Origin of the sequence: Chryseobacterium balustinum (assembly GCF_900168205.1) — a bacterium.
GTDB classification, from domain to species: domain Bacteria; phylum Bacteroidota; class Bacteroidia; order Flavobacteriales; family Weeksellaceae; genus Chryseobacterium; species Chryseobacterium balustinum.
Map to the genome: position 1 here is coordinate 78,968 of NZ_FUZE01000018.1, position 18,077 is coordinate 97,044.

14 protein-coding genes are annotated in these 18,077 nt (G+C 33.1%); 4 read left to right on the forward strand and 10 right to left on the reverse strand.

Translation table 11 applies throughout. The features are described 5' to 3' along the window. The first annotated feature begins 62 nt into the window (after nt 1–62). Nucleotides 63–509, forward strand: a complete 447-nt coding sequence (locus B5X64_RS16990) for a hypothetical protein (RefSeq protein ID WP_079466378.1) — start codon at nt 63–65, stop codon at nt 507–509. Nucleotides 510–606: 97 nt separating this feature from the next. Here B5X64_RS16990 and B5X64_RS16995 read toward each other — a convergent pair whose 3' ends face one another. The 10 genes from B5X64_RS16995 to tssD form a co-directional block, all read right to left on the reverse strand. Beyond that, entirely contained in the window at nt 607–2,190 is a 1,584-nt protein-coding gene (locus B5X64_RS16995) for a Na+/H+ antiporter (RefSeq protein WP_079466379.1), read from the reverse strand. A gap of 257 nt (nt 2,191–2,447) precedes the next feature. After that, a complete protein-coding gene (locus tag B5X64_RS17000) occupies nt 2,448–3,077 on the reverse strand; it encodes a hypothetical protein (RefSeq protein ID WP_123920983.1) in 630 nt (209 codons plus the stop codon). 437 nt (nt 3,078–3,514) lie between these two features. Next, nucleotides 3,515–4,552, reverse strand: a complete 1,038-nt coding sequence (locus B5X64_RS17005) for a hypothetical protein (RefSeq protein WP_079466381.1) — start codon at nt 4,550–4,552, stop codon at nt 3,515–3,517. Between the two features lie 11 nt (nt 4,553–4,563). After that, entirely contained in the window at nt 4,564–7,410 is a 2,847-nt protein-coding gene (locus B5X64_RS17010; protein ID WP_079466382.1) for a hypothetical protein, read from the reverse strand. A gap of 4 nt (nt 7,411–7,414) precedes the next feature. Further along, a complete protein-coding gene (locus B5X64_RS17015) occupies nt 7,415–7,885 on the reverse strand; it encodes a DUF4280 domain-containing protein (RefSeq protein ID WP_079466383.1) in 471 nt (156 codons plus the stop codon). Nucleotides 7,886–7,912: 27 nt separating this feature from the next. After that, complete coding sequence (locus B5X64_RS17020; RefSeq protein WP_079466384.1) at nt 7,913–8,887, reverse strand: hypothetical protein; 975 nt, start codon at nt 8,885–8,887, stop codon at nt 7,913–7,915. Between the two features lie 147 nt (nt 8,888–9,034). Next, a complete protein-coding gene (locus B5X64_RS17025; RefSeq protein ID WP_123920985.1) occupies nt 9,035–9,643 on the reverse strand; it encodes a hypothetical protein in 609 nt (202 codons plus the stop codon). Between the two features lie 386 nt (nt 9,644–10,029). Then, complete coding sequence (locus tag B5X64_RS17030) at nt 10,030–11,805, reverse strand: hypothetical protein (protein ID WP_079466386.1); 1,776 nt, start codon at nt 11,803–11,805, stop codon at nt 10,030–10,032. A gap of 3 nt (nt 11,806–11,808) precedes the next feature. Then, nucleotides 11,809–13,767 carry a type VI secretion system Vgr family protein gene (locus tag B5X64_RS17035; RefSeq protein ID WP_079466387.1) on the reverse strand — a complete coding sequence of 653 codons (1,959 nt, stop codon included), beginning with the start codon at nt 13,765–13,767 and terminating at the stop codon, nt 11,809–11,811. A 253-nt stretch (nt 13,768–14,020) separates the two neighbouring features. Continuing rightward, on the reverse strand, nt 14,021–14,425 hold the full coding sequence (gene tssD / locus B5X64_RS17040) for a type VI secretion system tube protein TssD (protein ID WP_066682356.1): 405 nt from the start codon (nt 14,423–14,425) through the stop codon (nt 14,021–14,023). Between the two features lie 297 nt (nt 14,426–14,722). Between tssD and B5X64_RS17045 the strand changes: the two genes are divergently transcribed. From B5X64_RS17045 to B5X64_RS17055, 3 genes are all read left to right on the forward strand, one after another. Continuing rightward, entirely contained in the window at nt 14,723–15,751 is a 1,029-nt protein-coding gene (locus B5X64_RS17045) for a LacI family DNA-binding transcriptional regulator (protein WP_079466388.1), read from the forward strand. 649 nt (nt 15,752–16,400) lie between these two features. Continuing rightward, entirely contained in the window at nt 16,401–16,886 is a 486-nt protein-coding gene (locus tag B5X64_RS17050) for a hypothetical protein (RefSeq protein ID WP_079466394.1), read from the forward strand. 597 nt (nt 16,887–17,483) lie between these two features. Then, nucleotides 17,484–17,978, forward strand: coding sequence for a phosphoribosylaminoimidazolesuccinocarboxamide synthase (locus B5X64_RS17055; protein WP_079466389.1), 495 nt, complete (start codon nt 17,484–17,486; stop codon nt 17,976–17,978). Nucleotides 17,979–18,077 lie beyond the last annotated feature (99 nt).

The window sequence follows — 18,077 nt, forward strand, 5'->3', positions numbered from 1 at the left end:
TGTGTGGGGCATCGAATTTTTTCGGTGCTCTTTTTTTAACTTTGACCAATTGAAACAAGTTTATGAATATTTTTAAATCTATAATTAATAATCTAAAAATTATTAAAGCAAATCAAAATATAGAAAAATTTGAAAAAGATTTTGTTACAAAACAGATTCAAATACACCAACTTCCCAATGAGTTAAAATTATTTTTAGAAAATAAAACTGAGTTTGATTTTATTGGAATATACTCTAAAGGTGATGACTGTATTTATTTTGCTAAAAATGGAAATAATTTAAATATTGAATATGAAGCTGTCGTTAAATCTCAAGTTCCATTTTATCATAAACTAAAAACTTTTGCATTAACAAACAATTTTAAGATTGAAGAAACAGCAAATGAAGGTATTCCCTACTTAAAAATAAAAACTAATACTTCAATTGAAGAAACATTTCTCCTCGCAAAAAAAATTAAACAAGATATCTTCGGGAACAATGATGAGACACAATATGATATTGTTCCTTAATCATTTCCTATTCTTTAATTCTTAATGATGAAAATCAACACACCGATTTTCAACTTGATTTAATATTCATTTTAGATAAAATAAAAACCGCTGTTATTTAAATCATCTTCAAACGTTCTTCTTCAAGATCGATTTGAAATAATTGCTGACGGATGATTTCTTCATTAATTTCCGGATCTTTATTAAGCTCTGAAAGATATTCACGTTGAGTTTCGAGCATTTCTATAAAAATAAGTTTTGTTTTCTCATTCATCCAACTGTCGTCTGTGGCTTTCGCACGTTCCTCCCAATGTCTAAGGAAAATCTCTAAACCTGCATGGTCTTTTAATTCATTTTCGTATTTAGTTTTAAGAAATTGATAAACATGCTGTTTCAGATCTTTCTTTAATTTCTCTTTCGTTAATACTTCAGATTCTTCCTTGAAAACATCATCAAAAAACCGAGTCCGTTTGATAAAATAAGGAAGCGTAAGACCCTGAACTAAAAGGGTAAGTAAAATCACGACAAACGTAATAAAGAGAATTAAATTTCTATGTGGAAAAGCTTCGCCATTATCTAAAGTTACCGGAATTGCCAATGCTGCGGCCAGCGAGACTACACCTCGCATTCCTGTCCATCCTAATAAAAGCGGCATCATCCAACGGCGTGTTCTCGAAGAGGCATGAGGTTGTACACTCGGACGAAAAATCATCGTAGAAATTAATGCAGCATACGAACTAATCATTCTTGCTGCAATCAGAATTCCGGTTACTAAAATACCGTAACCGATAGCTGTTTCCAATGGAATTTGATCTTCCTTAAGTCCATCTACAATTTCCGGAAGCTCTAATCCAATAATTAGAAAAACAACTCCATTCAGAATAAATATCAGGCTTTCCCAAACGCTGTATGCGTGAATCCGGCTTGTGCTATTCAAAAACTTTAATCGTCTTGCCGACATAAAAAGTCCACCGGCAACGACCGCTAAAACGCCCGAACTGTGAAACTGCTCTGCAATCCAATACATCAAATAAGGTTCAATAATCGTTAATGCAATATCTGAAGGCGCATCGGTCGGAAGAAGTTTGTGAGCCTGTACAAAAAGCCATCCTAAAAGCAAACCAAGTCCAACGCCGCCAATAACCATCCAAAAGAAACTCATCGTTGCATCCATCCAAATAAACTGACCTGTACCAACTGCTACCAAAGCAAATCGGAAAATAATCAATGATGAGGCATCATTTAACAGACTTTCACCTTCAAGAATTGTAGCTGTAGATTTTGGAATTTTCACAAATCTGGTAATCGCTCCTGTACTTACCGCATCTGGTGGAGAAACGATTCCGCCGAGTAAAAAACCTAAAGCAATTGTGAATCCCGGAATATAATAATTGGTAATTAAAGCCACTGATAAAGCAGTGAAAAATACGACAAGAAAAGCGAAGCTTCCGATAATACGCCACCATTTCATCATTTCTTTAAAAGAAATATTCCAGGCTGCATCACATAATAACGGCGGAAGGAATATGAAAAAAATAAGATCCGGATCAATTTTTATAACAGGTAATCCCGGAATGAAACTGATGATCAAACCTCCAACAACCAATAAAATAGGATACGCAATTTTGAGTTTGGCAGCAAACATGTTTAAAACAACGATAACTGCGACCATTGCTAACAGAAAAGGTAAAAGACTGTGCATGATATTATTTGTGTTTTAAGATACAAAAATAGCAATTGCAATGATTTTATAAATATTTTTTTGATGATACTATTTGAATCTTAATACAAAAAAGCTTCTTTAAATTTCATTTTTTTCAGGCATTGGATTTACCTTTCAATTTGACAAGACTAATCATCATAATCAACAACAGTTCCCTAATACCACTACTATCATATCATTATTTTTATTACTTCCACATCATAAATCCTTGGGCTGCTAAATCTTTGTTAATCATCTCATTGATTTTCAATAAATATTATGTAATTGTTCATGAAATTTCTTGACTTGTCATCCATTGTTTCAAACTCAAATATTTCATTCTTTTTCAAAACAAAGTGAGTGTTAAAATTACGATTACAATATCCTTCGCCAGACTTGGAAACTTCATCTATAATTTCAAATTGTTTTTTGGCAATTTCATCATTTATAAATTCATAAATACGAATGTGAAAGTTATAATAATAGCCTGAAAAATTTTTATTACTTCGATCGATTTTTGTTCTCTTATTATACTTGGTTCTTTTTGACCTAGTTTTAATTGAATAAACCCGCATTCCTTTCATATTAATATGATATTGGATATGATTCACACAATCGAAAATAAAGCTATATTCATCTTTTGATTTATCAGCTGTATATGAGGTTACCTCTACATCATTTTTTTTTAATTCTATATTTAAATTATTTATAAGCCCCAAATTATCGGGCATATTTACGGTATGAATAGTATCATGAGTATATTTTGGATTAACCAGTTTAAATAATATAGAATCTTCTACCTTTTTTTGACAAGAAAGAACAAACAGCCAGCTAAAGCTTATTAAAAGTGAATAAAAAATTTCACTTTTTCTTACCTTTTTATACATTTTAATCACTTTACATTTCATTTAATTACGATATTTCTCATTACTTTCACATCATAAATCATTCTTCGAGAGGACATAAAGTAATACCGACTGAAATGCATGAATTTTGTACATAATGTAATAAAAAACTGTTATTTCTTTTTTTGCCGCCTATTATGCTTTATGAGATAATATATTGAAATTGGAATCACTATAAATAGAGAAATCCCTAACGAAATAAATTCCGTAATTTGGTCGTACCATCTGTATGAAAAATTAATCTGTACAAAAATGAAACGACAGATAAAAAGGAAGTTAAGCCCCGTTATAAAATACCAGAACCACCTATTCCAAGTACTTTCATTATCTGTATAACTCTCCGCTACAATTCTGAAATAAAATATTAGACTGGTTATTTGAATCAATAAAACCAATACTATCATATCATTATTTTTTTATTATTTCCACATCATAAATCCTTGGGTTGCTAAATTTCTGCCTTCTGGGAGATATAAAGTGATTGGGGGTACAAATATTCCACCTTCTCCATATTTTAAAAATAATGCTCCTCCATTTCTTAAATCTGAATCTTGACTATTTGTTATTAATCTTAATAATCGTCCTTCTCCCATATATTCCATTTTATAGTCTTTTATAGTTTCCAGAGTATACTTATTTCCCATAATATCATTTTTATATTCTTCCAATGTTTCTTCAAGATTCTGTTTATCCCTGTAATATGATCCTTTAATTCTAACATTAGAAGGAAAATCAATTTTTAACTGTGCATCTACATCTTTATTTATATAAATTTGTCCTATCATATTGTAAAACTCTAAAGCTTTTTTTCTTACCAATTCCTGATCTAATTTTTTTAAATTTTGTCCTTTTTTCCAACCTTCAAATTCATATGGAACCTTTGCATCAAATGTAAAATTAAATTCGTAATACTCTTTTCCTGCTGCTTCTTTTGGGCTTATCTTTTGAGTAATAACTTTTTCATCATCTAATCCCTTCTTAGATTTTTCATCAATGCTAATAATACTTATCATCACTTGCGACTCTTCTGTCAGCTTCGTTATTGGTAGAGCATCTTTTATACCTAAACTTTCATTATTCAGATTACCGATTGGATACATTTTCACCGTAACTTTTTGCTCGCCTGATTTTAAAAACAATGAACTAAGCGGTGTCGGTGTAATGTAATTGGATATATCATAATCATCAAATAAACTTACATCATTAACATAAATTTCTATTAAACAGTTCTTTTTACTCGTTCTAAAATAATATATTGGCTCAGTATCATAATGCTTAATTTGTGAGTTAAGTTTCTCTACAAAATTAGCTTCTGTTATATCTTTTGCCTCTGGGAAAAGATATTGGTTAATATCGTACATAGTTTTTTTATTGTAGGTTGTTGATTGCTGATTTTTATTTTGGCTGCAGCTAGTTATACTTATGGCAAACGCTAGTATAAAAATTACTTTTTTCATATAGAAAATTTTTATTCTATTAATGGAATCGGTTTATGGGTAATGACTTGCGGAGGTATCACCACAAATTTTTGAGATTTTTTCTCAATATTTATATCTTTTCCTTTTTTCTTCTGATCTTCTCTTTTAAAACTATATCCATACTCTCCTGCAACACCTGTAAAAATAACAGAATCTACATAATAAGGTTTTTTATCATTGGCATGGAAGAAATATCGGCGTTCCAGAAAAATACCGGTACTCATTTCAAATATACCTCCTGCCTCTATATTTTTTACAGTAGTGTTTGCTACATAATTAATAATATTCATCGCCCTTACAGGTACTTTTACATTAGCATCTATTTTTACATCTACTTTTAGCTCTTTACTAGATCCTACTGTGGCAGCCGAGGCATCTTTCACACTACCTTTCCCTAAAAAGTTGGTAAGGTTTAGTCTTTTTTCAGCATTATGGATCTTAAGTTCAAAATCCATCCCGTAACCACCTTTCACAGCTACAGAATATTCTGCTTTTGTTCCAAATACTTTTTCTATCAATTCTGCGGTAACAAATGCCAGATATTCATTTACTTTACCAAAAGAATCTCCCAGCAATTGCAGATAATGATCAGATAATCCTGCGGCTTCATGTGCATCTTTACTAAACGGTCTTAAAATATGCCGGTTGAAACCTATTGTAAGAAATTCCAGCCCTTTTTGAGAAAGGTCTATCACCTTGTAAACAGGTGTTTTTTCATAAACCAAGTCACCAAGGTTTTTCTTATGCTCATGATCGATTCCAAAAAGTGGAGAAAATGCTATTCTTTCTTCAAGTAATGGCTGTATTCCTATTTTTTCATCTTCTGCATAACGATAGCCTTTATAATAACTCACAGATGGGCTTGTGATAATGGTATGCCCTATTTTTGCAACGGTTCCTAACAGTTTTTTCTTTCTTATAGCTTCTATATTTCTTTCGGCTTTCTTAGCCATTATTTCCAGCTTTCCAGACATTTTCACACCAGCTTTGCTCATTCTTGCAAGTAATAGTTCTGCAGAAGCACCTTCTGTAACTATCAATAAAAGAATCTGTACTAATATTTCCAGCGTTACTGCTCCTGCTATAAATCCGTCAAACAAATTTGGATATTGTTCTGCATATTCTATTCGTTTGTCACATTTTCCTTTTTTATTAAAATCATAATATGCCGTAAAAGCTAAACCGTAATTCTTGGCCATATCTTTTAGAAGCTCCAGAATAAAATCATTTATGCTATCTACTATACCAAAAGGATCTACTGGGGTCAGAAGATTAAAATATTGATTGTAATTCTGAACCCAAGTAATCTTATCATCTAAACCTTCTCGCTGAACAACATCTTCATCATCCATATAGTATCTAGGTCTAACAGGTTGATTATAAAAACCATGAAATGCCCAGGCTACATCAGCATAGGTGTGCAAGTAAAGTCCTTTCTGATAACGGCAGGTTTCCAAACCAATTCTATGGGTATTTACAATGTCCTTCTTATCTGCTTCTGCATCCATCAGTACTCCTTTAATCTCATTTTCAAAGACATCTGTATTACGTAATGCTGCGGAAAACAAAAAATAATTCTTCATAAATTCCCAAGCCTCAGATTTATCGTATTTATAATCAAAAGAAGGTTTTATGGTAATTTTTTCATCTAACTTTTCAAAAGAGTATTCGATATTAGCTTCAGCAAGAGCTTCAGTATTGATTACTCTGCCTTTGTGTGGTTTTTCCTGTTCAGTTAAACTGCTTTCAGAGAATGTAGTAAGTTTTTTATTTTGTTCTGAGAGACTGCAGTTCTCTGTTTTCACAGCTTCCAGCCTTATTTTAAGTTCTTTAATATTTTTACTATCTCTAGGCGGAACAATTGCGGATATATGTAAGACATTATTTTTAAAAACTCCTTTAGAATCCTTTGTCGTGGGATTTTTCTCATCAAAAAGTTCTTGTTCTGAATTATCTCCGTTTTTATAGTAAACTCTTTCGTATTTGCAAGGTTCATATTTTTGAGTAAAATACTGTTCATCAGCAACAGTAACTGGGCTTAGACTTGTAATCTTTTCTGGGGGGAAAAATGATGTAATATCGAAAACAATATTCAATAGCTTGTTCTGATCTTTACCGTGAAATAAGATTTGATTTCCATAGGAAATGGTGAAATAGCTTTTGGCTATTACTGTATCTTTTACTTTTCCTATTACGGCAAGTAAATTTTTTCCTGAAATATAATCAACCAGAATCGTTGAAGCATTTCGAAGAAAAAACTGATAATTATCTTTAAGCGTTTCGTTATCAATATAAAAATCATTCAGGTCATACTCTGAAGTCATACGCAAAGTCTTCGCAAAATCTGTAATCTCAACATCATTACCATCCCCAGATTTAAGGAAAAAGCGAATAGTTAGGGGAATATTATATAATCCAAATCCTTTAAAATAGGCAGTAAATTTATGGTTTACTGCTACTTCGTATATTTTTTGATCTATTGAATCTCCCCAATATGCCTCAGTAATTTTAGGATTTGCAAATACAGAAATATCTAATTTTGTTAATATATTATTGTGTAAGTCTTTAATAATCACATTGAAAATGTGGGGAACTTCGTTGGATCCTGCATAAGATTTTAGAATTTTTAATTCTGCCTTCTTACCTTTTGTTAAATCATTCGTGTCTAACTGCACATTGTTACTATAGATTTCCCAAATGGCCTCTGTGTTCGAGGAAATATTAACTGCTTCCATATCCAAAATGACGGTCTCTGCTTTTATTACGTCAAAATCTAAATGCAGATAGCCATTACCATCATGAGTTTTGTTGTCGTACTGTGTGATTATTCTTGTCATTATATCATTTGGTTTTAAAAAAGATGAAATGATTAGGAGTCTTTTCTTTATTCAAATCCACAAATGGAAACAATTCCGCCAACACTTCTTTATCCGCATTCTTCACATTCTGCGCATTTGCTTCAGCGGTTTGCCCATGATTAATAATCGTAATACAATCTGGCCCTCCGATAGGGCAAGTAGCCTTGTTGTCTTCTAAAAGGGGTTTTCCCTGATTATCTTCCAGCGTGATTTTTTCATAATATCCACTCCATTGAGTAACAACTGCCTGACAAGGATTATTATTCATTTTTTTGCAGGATCCGAAGGTGTTTTTCTCAAAGGTTTGTCCAATGTCTACATGAGTAGCCATAAGCTTTTTGCTTGCATCATTGATGTAGCGTTTGCTTTGTGTTTTTACGATAAGCTTATCGGGAGTTGTACCAAACTTACACTGGCAGGTCGCTCCATGGCAAACTAAATGTTTTTCACTCATAGTATTTTGTGTGTGTTTTCTCAGATTCTACTGTTCGTATAACTGAAAATCAATTTTATATTCGGTGTTTTTCTCAAATGTTGAAAGATAACCAGTGATTGAAAATATTTCTCCGGTTTCTTTGTTCAATTTATACAAGAGATTCGCTTCTCCTTTTGTTCTGTTTTTATTGAACAGATTTTCTTCTTCAGTTCCTGTTATTTTTAATGCTATTTTATTTCCTCTTGTATATTCTTTATTCAATACCAATTCGGTTTCATATCCAATTTCCTGTGCTAAACCCGAAAAACAAACCTGTAGAAAATCTTTTTTCGAAAATTGCGGATAGCTCCCGTAAACAGGCAAAAAGAACAGTTTATAAAAAATATTTCTTTCAAACATTTCTTTTTTCAGATTAAGATTTGCATAGGCCTGATCCAATTGTGTCAGAATATGGTCTGTAGTTTCAGACTGATAATAGTCTTTCATTTTTGGAAGACAATCTGCTTTCCAGCGTTTAGCAATTTCTTCATGGTTAATAATATTTTCAAGCCCGCCATTTTTATTTACTGAAATCTGTAACGGATATAAAACCTGTTCTGCTTTTTCAAATAACTGTTCTATAACTTTATCAATTTTCTGATTATTAACGTAAGTTTTTTCTTTTGTCAGTTCTAAATGAAATGGTGTTCTTTCTATCTTTATTCTGTAGTGAATCTGAAGATCTTTAGGTAAGAATTTGATAACGACTCCATAAATTTTCTCACTTGAAACAGCAGGAAGATTTAATGTTGCACTTTTCAGTAATTTCCGTTCTCTGGTCTCAAACTTATCAGAAGGAACATAAACGTATTCTACATATTTAGGCAGAGATAATGTCAATAACTCCTGAAAACTGCAATGTTTATTATGAAAATTCAAAAACTCTTCCGGAGTCATTTCATATTCCCCAGAAAATTCTTTAAGGTTTAAAATCCCTTCTACTTTAACCCTCTTATATTCATTAATCACCGAGTCTTTCATTTCAATTGTTTCAACAGATTCTTCGTTATCATTTATATTTATTAGTTTTTATCAACAGATGTTTTTTTAAATTCATCACAGAATATAATTTTATAATAGGTTGAAAATACTTTCAGTTTCTTTTATAAACAATCCTCAAAAAGTTTTTTAATACTTTTCTAAATCAGAAAAACTTAAATCCTGTATTTTAGGCAAGGTTTTGATTGGTTTTAATTTAGTATTTTTTATATTCTTTTTGTTTGGACTAAAATCTCTGTCATATTCACTTTTAGTTCCTTTTATTAAATCTATTTCAGTTTCGGATGTGGTCTCTTTTCCATCCCATAATACCCTTGATATTTTAATTAATTCAAAATTATTTTGCTTCAGCCTAAATTCATAACTGCTTTTCCGGTTATTAATATCTGTCAGCATTCGTAAAACTCCTTCTTCAATAAAAAAATCCGGAATGGGATTGCCATTGTGTTCTCCTTTTTTATTAATCGGATATTGAGGTTCAATAATTTTTGTAGAAGAAACTACCATTTGAAGTTTCTTATCTGGTTGTGAAAGGAATATTTGTAATCTCAAAGGTCTGGTTTCGTCTTCAATATCCATTTCCAACATCACTTTGTCATTTTGTTTGTCATTATTCAAATCTCCCTCTTCTTTTTGCACCAGAGATGTGTCATTATCTTTATTAACCGTTTTTTGGGAATACACATTAGAGCTTGCTACAAGAAAAAGTAAAACAATATATACCGACAATTTTTTCATAGTTCTTTTGTTTTTAATCATAAAACTTTACACTCAGAATATTTCTGACAACGATTGTATAAAAGATTTTGCATCACCAATATGATAGAAAACCATATTAACGGTAATCCAATACACTGAAAATATTAACAAAATGAATAAAATAAATATCAACAAGGTTAGTAACAGCTTATTTGATACCTTTTTCAATAAATAATATATCAGTGAAAATATTATTGCCGGAACAATAGCTCCAATGAGACCAATATTTATAACAACTTTAATAATACTTTTAATGTTTACTAATTCTTCATATCTGTGCAGAATGATGTACCAGCAGGATAAAATAATTGTACATAAAACATAGATAAATAAACTTACTGCAACATTTCTTTTATTTTCCATATTTATTTCTTTTTATATCCCGGATTTTTCCCTGAACTGAATGCACTTTTCAAACCTTCCTCAGCTTTCCCCCACAATTGGGTATGGCTTAAGCTATGAGATGCCATCGCCAAATAAGGTAAAGTACCTGGTCTTTTCAGGATATCATCAATGTCTTTTTCATCTTGTGGTGTCACGAGCCCCGCATAATATTTTGTAACAAAAGAATCATATATCTCTAAATTTCCTCTTAATACTTTAAGCTCTGTGTCTAAATTTCCTGTTACAACATATTCAGCATTATCTACATAGCTGATGATTTTTTTCAACTGAGGCGGTTTAATAAACTGACTGAATAACCTCATCAGCATATCTTCTAACTCACGGTTGTGTACTGCATTTTGTGCTCCTTTCAAAAAAGTAGCAAATGCGCTTTTCTTATTTCTGGAATTGTACAGATCACTATCATAAATGGGTACATCTACAATAGTTAAACCTTTAGTTTGTTTTTTTGGAGACCATAATGTTTCATCAATACTATCAGTTATTCCTTTGCTTTCGCCAAATACTCCTGCTAATAAGCTCAATAAATAACTGTCTTTTGGTGCACTCTTAATAGCAAACAAAGTATTTAGAACTTTCAATCCTTGTGTGAGCTTCATATTTTTCACCCAAGTTGCTTTGTCATAACCTCCACTGATCGATGTATAATTTTTATGTACATCATAGGTCCATTGTTGAAGATTATTCAAAAGGGAAACGAAAGAATCTTTTTCTTTTTGCAGGTTCGAATTTTCGATTTTCAGGGAATTAATGTACTTGATAAATTCAGCAGTGATAATATTAAATCCTAAAAAGGCTTTTGACATTTCTTGCCATGCCAATGTTGCCTTGTTTTTAAAATCCTGCCAAATAAAACTTTTCAGATATTTTGTAATAGCATCAGTATCTACATCTTTTACTATGTTTATACCTTTCCCAAATCTTTCCATTTTAAAAGACTTCAGCAAGCCTTCTAAATTGTTTAGACTAAAATTAGCAACCAATTGTTGAGTCAAATCATAGTCATTATGTACATTAATGATTTTACACTCTTTGTGTAATTTACCATGATTCAGCTGATGCTTCTTTTGAAAAAAAGGAGTCGATAGATAAGTAATACTTTTAACCTTCCATAGTTTGGGAAATTCAGTAATTTTACGAGGTTTTAGAATAGTTGATTTGGCTATCATTTCCTTACTGGAGATAAGCTCTGTAAATTGATTAATTACATTACCACCGTGCGAATGCCCGATTAAGTGTAAATGTACCTCCTGATTTTTCCAGCCAGAATATACTCTCAATAATAAATCAAATAATCTTTCAGAAGCGTAGGTTCTTTCTTTAGTATCGTTGTCACCAGACCAACTGAAAAACTCGCCTTCAATATGTAAATCCAAAAATTTAGGTTTAAGTTTCTTGATATTATTCCATAGATTATTTAAACTCTGCTCCGTTTCTTTTTTTGTTTTTTCATCAATATATTTCCAATAAGTTGTATTGGCATGATGCTTTTTCCCATCTGTATTTCCAGGATCCGTCGTTCCTGCTACAAACATCACAATATCAATAATTCTCCCTTCTCTTTTAGGAGGATCCTCTGGTGTATCGCCAAAAAGTTTTCCATTTTCAGCTGTTGCTATTAATTTTTTGGATGAAGAATAGGTCATTTTACCAACATACTCTGTATGCTGTCCCTTAACGATCTCAATAGAATCACCTTCTATGATACTTATCTTCGCAACATTATCGTTTGACATATCCTAATGCATATTGGTTTTTTCGTTGGCCTGTCCATTAATTTCAGTTTGAGAATGAATTTTATGATCCTTCTCACTATGAATTAATCTTTCTCCTTTTACTACTTTCTGGCTATCCTGCTCAACCTCACTTTCTTTATTGCCTTTAATAAACTCCATCATTTTTCCCACAACATTGGTCATGAAGTTTCCTCCAATCATCACATTTTTCAATGCTCCCACGCTTTGTGAGCTATTCATGGTAATACTTTCTGTTTTGTTCATACCAACAATATTACTTTGGTCTGCACCTACAGAAGTATTCATATTTTGTCCTACCTTTATATCTAAATTTTCTCCAACATTGAAAGTCATATTTTTTGGAGAGGTTACCGTAATATTTCCCTTTCCATCCATGAAATAGGTATTGCCACTCGGATCAATGATATTTACACTTCCTTCATCATCATTCATCAGAACTTTAATTCCACTTTTGGTTTGAATGGATCGCATATGATTATTGATTCCACCACCTAATCCAATTCCTCCATGAAACATTCCTCCCATTACAAAAGGTCGGTCGGGATGATTATGTACGAAGTTGACCATCACCTGATCTCCAACTTCTGGTATGGCTACATAACCTCGGTTTTGTGTAATCTGATCGGTTCCTCCTGCATCGGGACTCATCATTCGGATGAAATGAGTCGTGTCATTTGTTTGCCAGTCAAATCTTACCTGAACTCTTCCCTGTCCTTCCGGATCAGTATTTGAAATGACGGTTGCAATCTGTGGTTGTGCGATAGGAACGGTAAATTCAGGTTTGGGCAAAAAGCCTGTATCGGATGCAATTCCAGCAAAACTTCCGGTATAATGACCAATCGTATCAATTTCATGTGTCGTTTCAGTCACCATGATTCTTGTAAAATATGAAGTTTCATTCGTATCAGGTTTTCGCATTTCAATATCTACACTACATCCAGGATGCAAAAATGGAACGGTTGTAGCCCCTGAAAGATTAAAAACATTGACCGCTTCACTTCCTGAAGTACTTTTTTGTGAATATTCAACATCCAAATGGGTCGTTGCTTTGATTGGAGCAACCCGTAATGAAGGTGTTTTGTAAATAGCATCGTTATGCTGATAAGCTGTTTTTGCCAAATCTCCCACATGCTGAATCGGTGTTGAGCCCGATTTCAAAACTTCATTTTTATTGCTATTGTAACCATAGAATTGTGGTTTGGTATGAACTGCTTTCAATTCAACTTTTATATCATTGGCGCTGCTTCCGTAAGTTAATTTGATGGGTTGGTTTTGTGGTGGAAGTTTTCCAAAGTGAAGAACTTCTCCGTCATAATAAAACTGTTCACCATACGCTTCTGCCATTCTCGCCAGATAATTATAATGGGTCTCATCATACTGACTGCTGTAAATAATTTGCGAATAATCATTCGTATCAATTCTGATATCAAAACGGCTTTTATCTAAACCCTGCTTTATAACTTCTTCAGCGATAATTCCCATATTGACAGCCTGAGTTCCACCAAAGCTCTGAATGTGTGGCGCTCCATCCAATAAAATAGTAGGACTGTAACCTGACAAAACGATATTTCCCAAACTCATTTTCTCCTGACTGAAACCTACTCCGGTGATAACACCTACAAAAGTACGTTCCGGACTGTTTTCGATGTCTTTATAAGAAATTACCGCCGTTAATCTTTTGCCTAAAAATTTATTGGCTTCTTCTAAAGTATGGGTTTGGCGGTCGCCTAAAGTATCGTGAGCTAAAGTCAGCGTAAATTCGTGGTGCTTTTGTGAGCTTTGGGTAAGCTTGAAATGCTTATAATATTTGATTACTTTACCTTCAATGACCAAAGATAATTTTACCAGGCGGTTAATTCCGGTATGATGGTTTTCTGAAATTCCTGCCGCATTTTGAGATGGGCGAAAAGTGGTATTTCCAGATGTGTCAAAGTTTTTCATATCTGTGTAATTTTGGTGTATAGAGCATAAATGTATAAAATATTATTCATCTCGAAAGATAAATCCTATTTATTTTGTTGAGTCGATTTAATGAGAATGCAATTAGCTTGCCTTACGCATCTTACATTTCGACAATATCATTATTTTTTATCCTTGTTTTGATATTATCTTTTCGCAGAAGAGTTAGGGCAAAAAAGACCGTCTTTTGGGGACAGTCTTTATTTGAATCTATATAAACCTTAATGAATTGCTGTTATGCACCTGGCCAAACTCCTTCATAAGCAGAATTACCATAGTTGATTTTCTCAGCACTTACTACAAAACTTATCAACATTGAATTTTCGTCTACTGCGTCGAAGTCTACTTCGTGCTGGATTACGTAACCGTTTTCCCAGTTTAAAGTAATCAAAGTTCCTTCTTCGTGAGATTTATTGAAAGTGATTTCGCCTGAAGTTGGCTTATACTTTCCATTTAACAATGATTCAAGGATGTCAGACTTTTCTGTTGCCTCAATCGTTAATTTGATAAGCGCATTTGACGGGTCTGATGCTACTCTACCTGAAACATCCGTAGATCTTGAAACGCTGTAGTTCAACTTTAATAATTTTTGACCTTCGCTGCCATTGAATTTTAAGATTCCTCTTGAATTTGCTGCCATGATAAGTAAATTTTAATCGTTAGTATTTTTGTGATTTCTATAACCCAAAGATAGATACATCAAAAATATTTTTAAAACTTTTAAACTATTATTTCGAAAATTGTAGTAATTCTACGATTTCTTGTAGTAGAACTACGATAGATATGCAACAGTTTTAGAAATAGATTGTTAGCCCTATTTAATCAATAACTTATAAAATTATAGGTTCTACACTATTGGTATTCATAATTTGATTAAATTTACCACCATTCCATACAAGAATACGGATGGAGAATTTAACTTTAGTTCAGACCACTTATGACAAAGAAAAATGCCACTATTTATGATATTTCAAAGAAGCTAAACGTAAGTGTGGCAACGGTTTCCAGGGCATTGAATGATAATCCGAGAATCAGCCAGGCAACGAAAGACCTGGTGATGAAAACTGCTAAAGAAATGAATTATAAGCAGAATAATCTTGCCAAAGCCTTAAAAAGTGGGGAAACTAAAAACGTAGGAATCATTGTTCCTTACATTAATACCAACTTTTTCTCATCTGTTATCCGTGGAATTGAGGAAGAACTTTCCCTTCACGGCTATCACGTGATTATCTGCCAAAGTCATGAAGATGTTTTAACTGAAAAAAAGCATTTGAATACTTTATTAAATGCTCAGGTAGACGGAATTTTCATGTCGGTTTCCAGAACTACAGTAGATACAGAGCATATTCAGCATATTTTAGATACTTCTAATACACCCATCATATTTTTCGATAGAAAGAAAGATATTCCCGGAATAAGCACCGTAACAATTGATGATTACAAAGGGGGCTACATGGCAACCGAGCATCTGATTGAGGAAGGTTATAAAAATATCTGTCATTTTGCAGGAGATTTGAATCTTGAGATTTATCAAAACCGTCTGAATGGCTATAAACAGGCATTAATTGATCACAAATTTCAAGTAAAAGAAGAAAATATCATTTCTACCGGAAGTTCGATTGAAGCAGGAATTGATGCCATCAAAACTTTATGGAGCAGACCATCCATTCCGGATGCTATATTTTCTTCCAGTGATTTTGCGGCGTTGGGAGCTTGTCAGGAATTAAAGAAGCGTAAGATTAAAATTCCGCAAGAAGTGGCTGTTATTGGTTTTTCGAACGAACCTTTTACCCAATTTATGGAACTTCCTATGAGCTCTATGGATCAAACACCTTTACTCATGGGAAATATGGCCGGACAAGTTTTTATTGATCACATTAAAGATAATTCTTCCGGAGTTTCTATTGAGAAGAAGGTTGTTTTAGCACCGCAGATCTGTGTAAGAAAGTCTTCAAAAAGAAAGTAAATTTTCTTTTGTCTTAAAACAAAAGAAACAAAAATTCAAGACCTGGAATTGAAAGACTAAAAATGAATTCTGTTCTCTAAAAATTCTAAAACTTGCGCGAATTCATAATTGTTTCTTCGGTTCTTAATTCGTCTCGCACTTCGAACAGAAGAATTTTCTTAACGTTCACAGAAATCATTTTCTTAACGCTTTCATTTCCTATGTCGTTTTTTTAAGCGCATAAAATATTTGTCAGTATTCCCTTTACAGACACTTTGTCATTCTGACGAAGGAAGAATCTCAGCTTTAATTTTACTTTGCTATTAAATCAAAGGTTCTACAAATTCAAACAATAGAAATAAACGAAATATTAAAAATTCCCCTCCTCTGGAGGGGTGGCGAAAATTCAACAGAATTTTTGACGGGGTGGTTTGTTTTCGCAAGTAGATTGAAAAATTCTATTGTAAGTGTTTCAACCACCCCGTCTTTTTCCTTTCGGAAAAATCCACCCCTCCAAGGGAGGGGAATTTCTGCGGTGAATAAAATTGGTAACTATTTCAACCATTTAAAATTTTTCTTTTCATTTTAATTTTTTTCCTACCTTAGTTATTCCTCAAAATAAAAACACACGATTTTATATACATAGTATTAACCTTTAAAATCAAAAATGATGGGATTAACAAATTTGAACTCCACCCATTTGAGCAGTGCAAAGATCACTGCCACACAGGATGCCATCGCGGCATTGGAAACAGCTCTTGCTGAGATCACAATCAACCTTTCACCTGAAGACCGCAGACGGTACGGAAGCATCAACGAGCAAAACAAACTCTTTGTAAACAAAGTCTACGATTACAACCAGAGCCAGGCAAACCTGAGTTCTCCCGAGGTCGACTGGGACGAATTCAACAAAGACCACAGCTCCCGAAACAATATGGAAGGGATGATTAGCAGGCTCGAAAGTATGATTACCAGGCTAAACAATGCCAAAACCCTGCACGATTACGACAATTATCAGTCGGCATTGGTAGATTATTCTTATTCAACCTATAAAGCGGGAACAGCTGCACCGGGATTTGAAGACAAATACAAAGATTTGAAACAATTTTTTGTGAAAAATTCAACCTCTACTGCTCCACCCGAGGAGACCAAGTAAAACAACAATAACTAACCACCCCTTCAATGATACGGAGGGGTATTTTTATGCTTTTAACTGGTCTTTTCAATATTTTGATAGGTTCTTTAATCATCGAAACACGTTGTTTATTCTTCTCAATACGTTTAACATAGGTTCGGACAGCTTATTTAATCATCCAGAGAGGTTCTATAATGGTCGCTCGGTATACTATACCGCTTCAGATACGTTTATGAAATGTCAGGAGCGGTTGTTTATATATCCAGACCTATCTTTTACCTGTCGGGATAGGTTACATGACTTAGACAGATGGTTACCTTACGCCATCGGAGATATCAAGAACCCCGCAGGACATTTCATCAACGTATCGGGATAGGTTGTACAACGTATCTAAAGCAATACAAAACGTATCAGGACTTTTTAGAAACGTGTCAGAATAGCTTTAGAACGTGTCGGTTGAGGGTTGAAATACGTAGAGATGATTTTTTATTTTTAATAAGAATTAAAATTTGCTATTGCTTTTTATTTCATTATTTTTAACAAAATTATAGTTTGGATTAGCGCAATGCGTAAAGCCAAATGTTAGCTGTCATTATGAAAACGATACCGTAAAAGAAAATGAACAACGAAAAGACATTTAAAACGAAGACCGGTTTTTGCCATATTTTGCCAGACAAAATTGTGTTAACACGTGACGGAATTATTGGTAACGTTGCCAAAGTAACAGTTGGGAATAATATATCACGAATACTTCTAATTTATGGTGGATTTTCACTCGGACTTTTTTATTTCGCATTTAACAGTTACAAAAATGGACAAGTAGCAGGACCAATATTTTTTGGACTTTTGGGAATCTATTTAATTTACGGAATAGTAAACAGCGTAAACAACTCTGCGACACCACTTATTGAGCGAGACAAGATTAAAGACGTGAAATTTAAAAAAGCAATCTTGGGCTTGACACGTTCGAGATTTGAAGTGTTTTTTGAAGACGAAAATGACAAAACAAAGAAAAGGCTAATTATGCTTCCAGGTTCTTTAACAGACGGACAAAACGAAACTGAAAAAGCACTAAAAATAATGATAGACGAAAAACTAATAACGAACCGCTAACAAGGGTAACCGTTGCACAACTCTTTAGTTTTTCCGTTATTCCAAAAAATAAGATAAAAAGCAACCTCTTTTAAAGCGATTTAAAAGAGGTTGCTTTTT

Excerpts from the sequence above, each read along its gene's own strand:
- tssD (WP_066682356.1), bottom strand. The coding sequence starts at position 14,425 with ATGGCAGCAAATTCAAGAGGAATCTTAAAATTCAATGGCAGCGAAGGT.
- B5X64_RS17025 (WP_123920985.1), bottom strand. The coding sequence starts at position 9,643 with ATGAAAAAATTGTCGGTATATATTGTTTTACTTTTTCTTGTAGCAAGC.
- B5X64_RS17055 (WP_079466389.1), top strand. The coding sequence starts at position 17,484 with ATGAACAACGAAAAGACATTTAAAACGAAGACCGGTTTTTGCCATATT.
- B5X64_RS16990 (WP_079466378.1), top strand. The coding sequence starts at position 63 with ATGAATATTTTTAAATCTATAATTAATAATCTAAAAATTATTAAAGCA.
- B5X64_RS17035 (WP_079466387.1), bottom strand. The coding sequence starts at position 13,767 with ATGAAAAACTTTGACACATCTGGAAATACCACTTTTCGCCCATCTCAA.
- B5X64_RS16995 (WP_079466379.1), bottom strand. The coding sequence starts at position 2,190 with ATGCACAGTCTTTTACCTTTTCTGTTAGCAATGGTCGCAGTTATCGTT.
- B5X64_RS17045 (WP_079466388.1), top strand. The coding sequence starts at position 14,723 with ATGACAAAGAAAAATGCCACTATTTATGATATTTCAAAGAAGCTAAAC.
- B5X64_RS17050 (WP_079466394.1), top strand. The coding sequence starts at position 16,401 with ATGGGATTAACAAATTTGAACTCCACCCATTTGAGCAGTGCAAAGATC.
- B5X64_RS17010 (WP_079466382.1), bottom strand. The coding sequence starts at position 7,410 with ATGACAAGAATAATCACACAGTACGACAACAAAACTCATGATGGTAAT.
- B5X64_RS17015 (WP_079466383.1), bottom strand. The coding sequence starts at position 7,885 with ATGAGTGAAAAACATTTAGTTTGCCATGGAGCGACCTGCCAGTGTAAG.
- B5X64_RS17000 (WP_123920983.1), bottom strand. The coding sequence starts at position 3,077 with ATGTATAAAAAGGTAAGAAAAAGTGAAATTTTTTATTCACTTTTAATA.
- B5X64_RS17005 (WP_079466381.1), bottom strand. The coding sequence starts at position 4,552 with ATGAAAAAAGTAATTTTTATACTAGCGTTTGCCATAAGTATAACTAGC.
- B5X64_RS17030 (WP_079466386.1), bottom strand. The coding sequence starts at position 11,805 with ATGTCAAACGATAATGTTGCGAAGATAAGTATCATAGAAGGTGATTCT.
- B5X64_RS17020 (WP_079466384.1), bottom strand. The coding sequence starts at position 8,887 with ATGAAAGACTCGGTGATTAATGAATATAAGAGGGTTAAAGTAGAAGGG.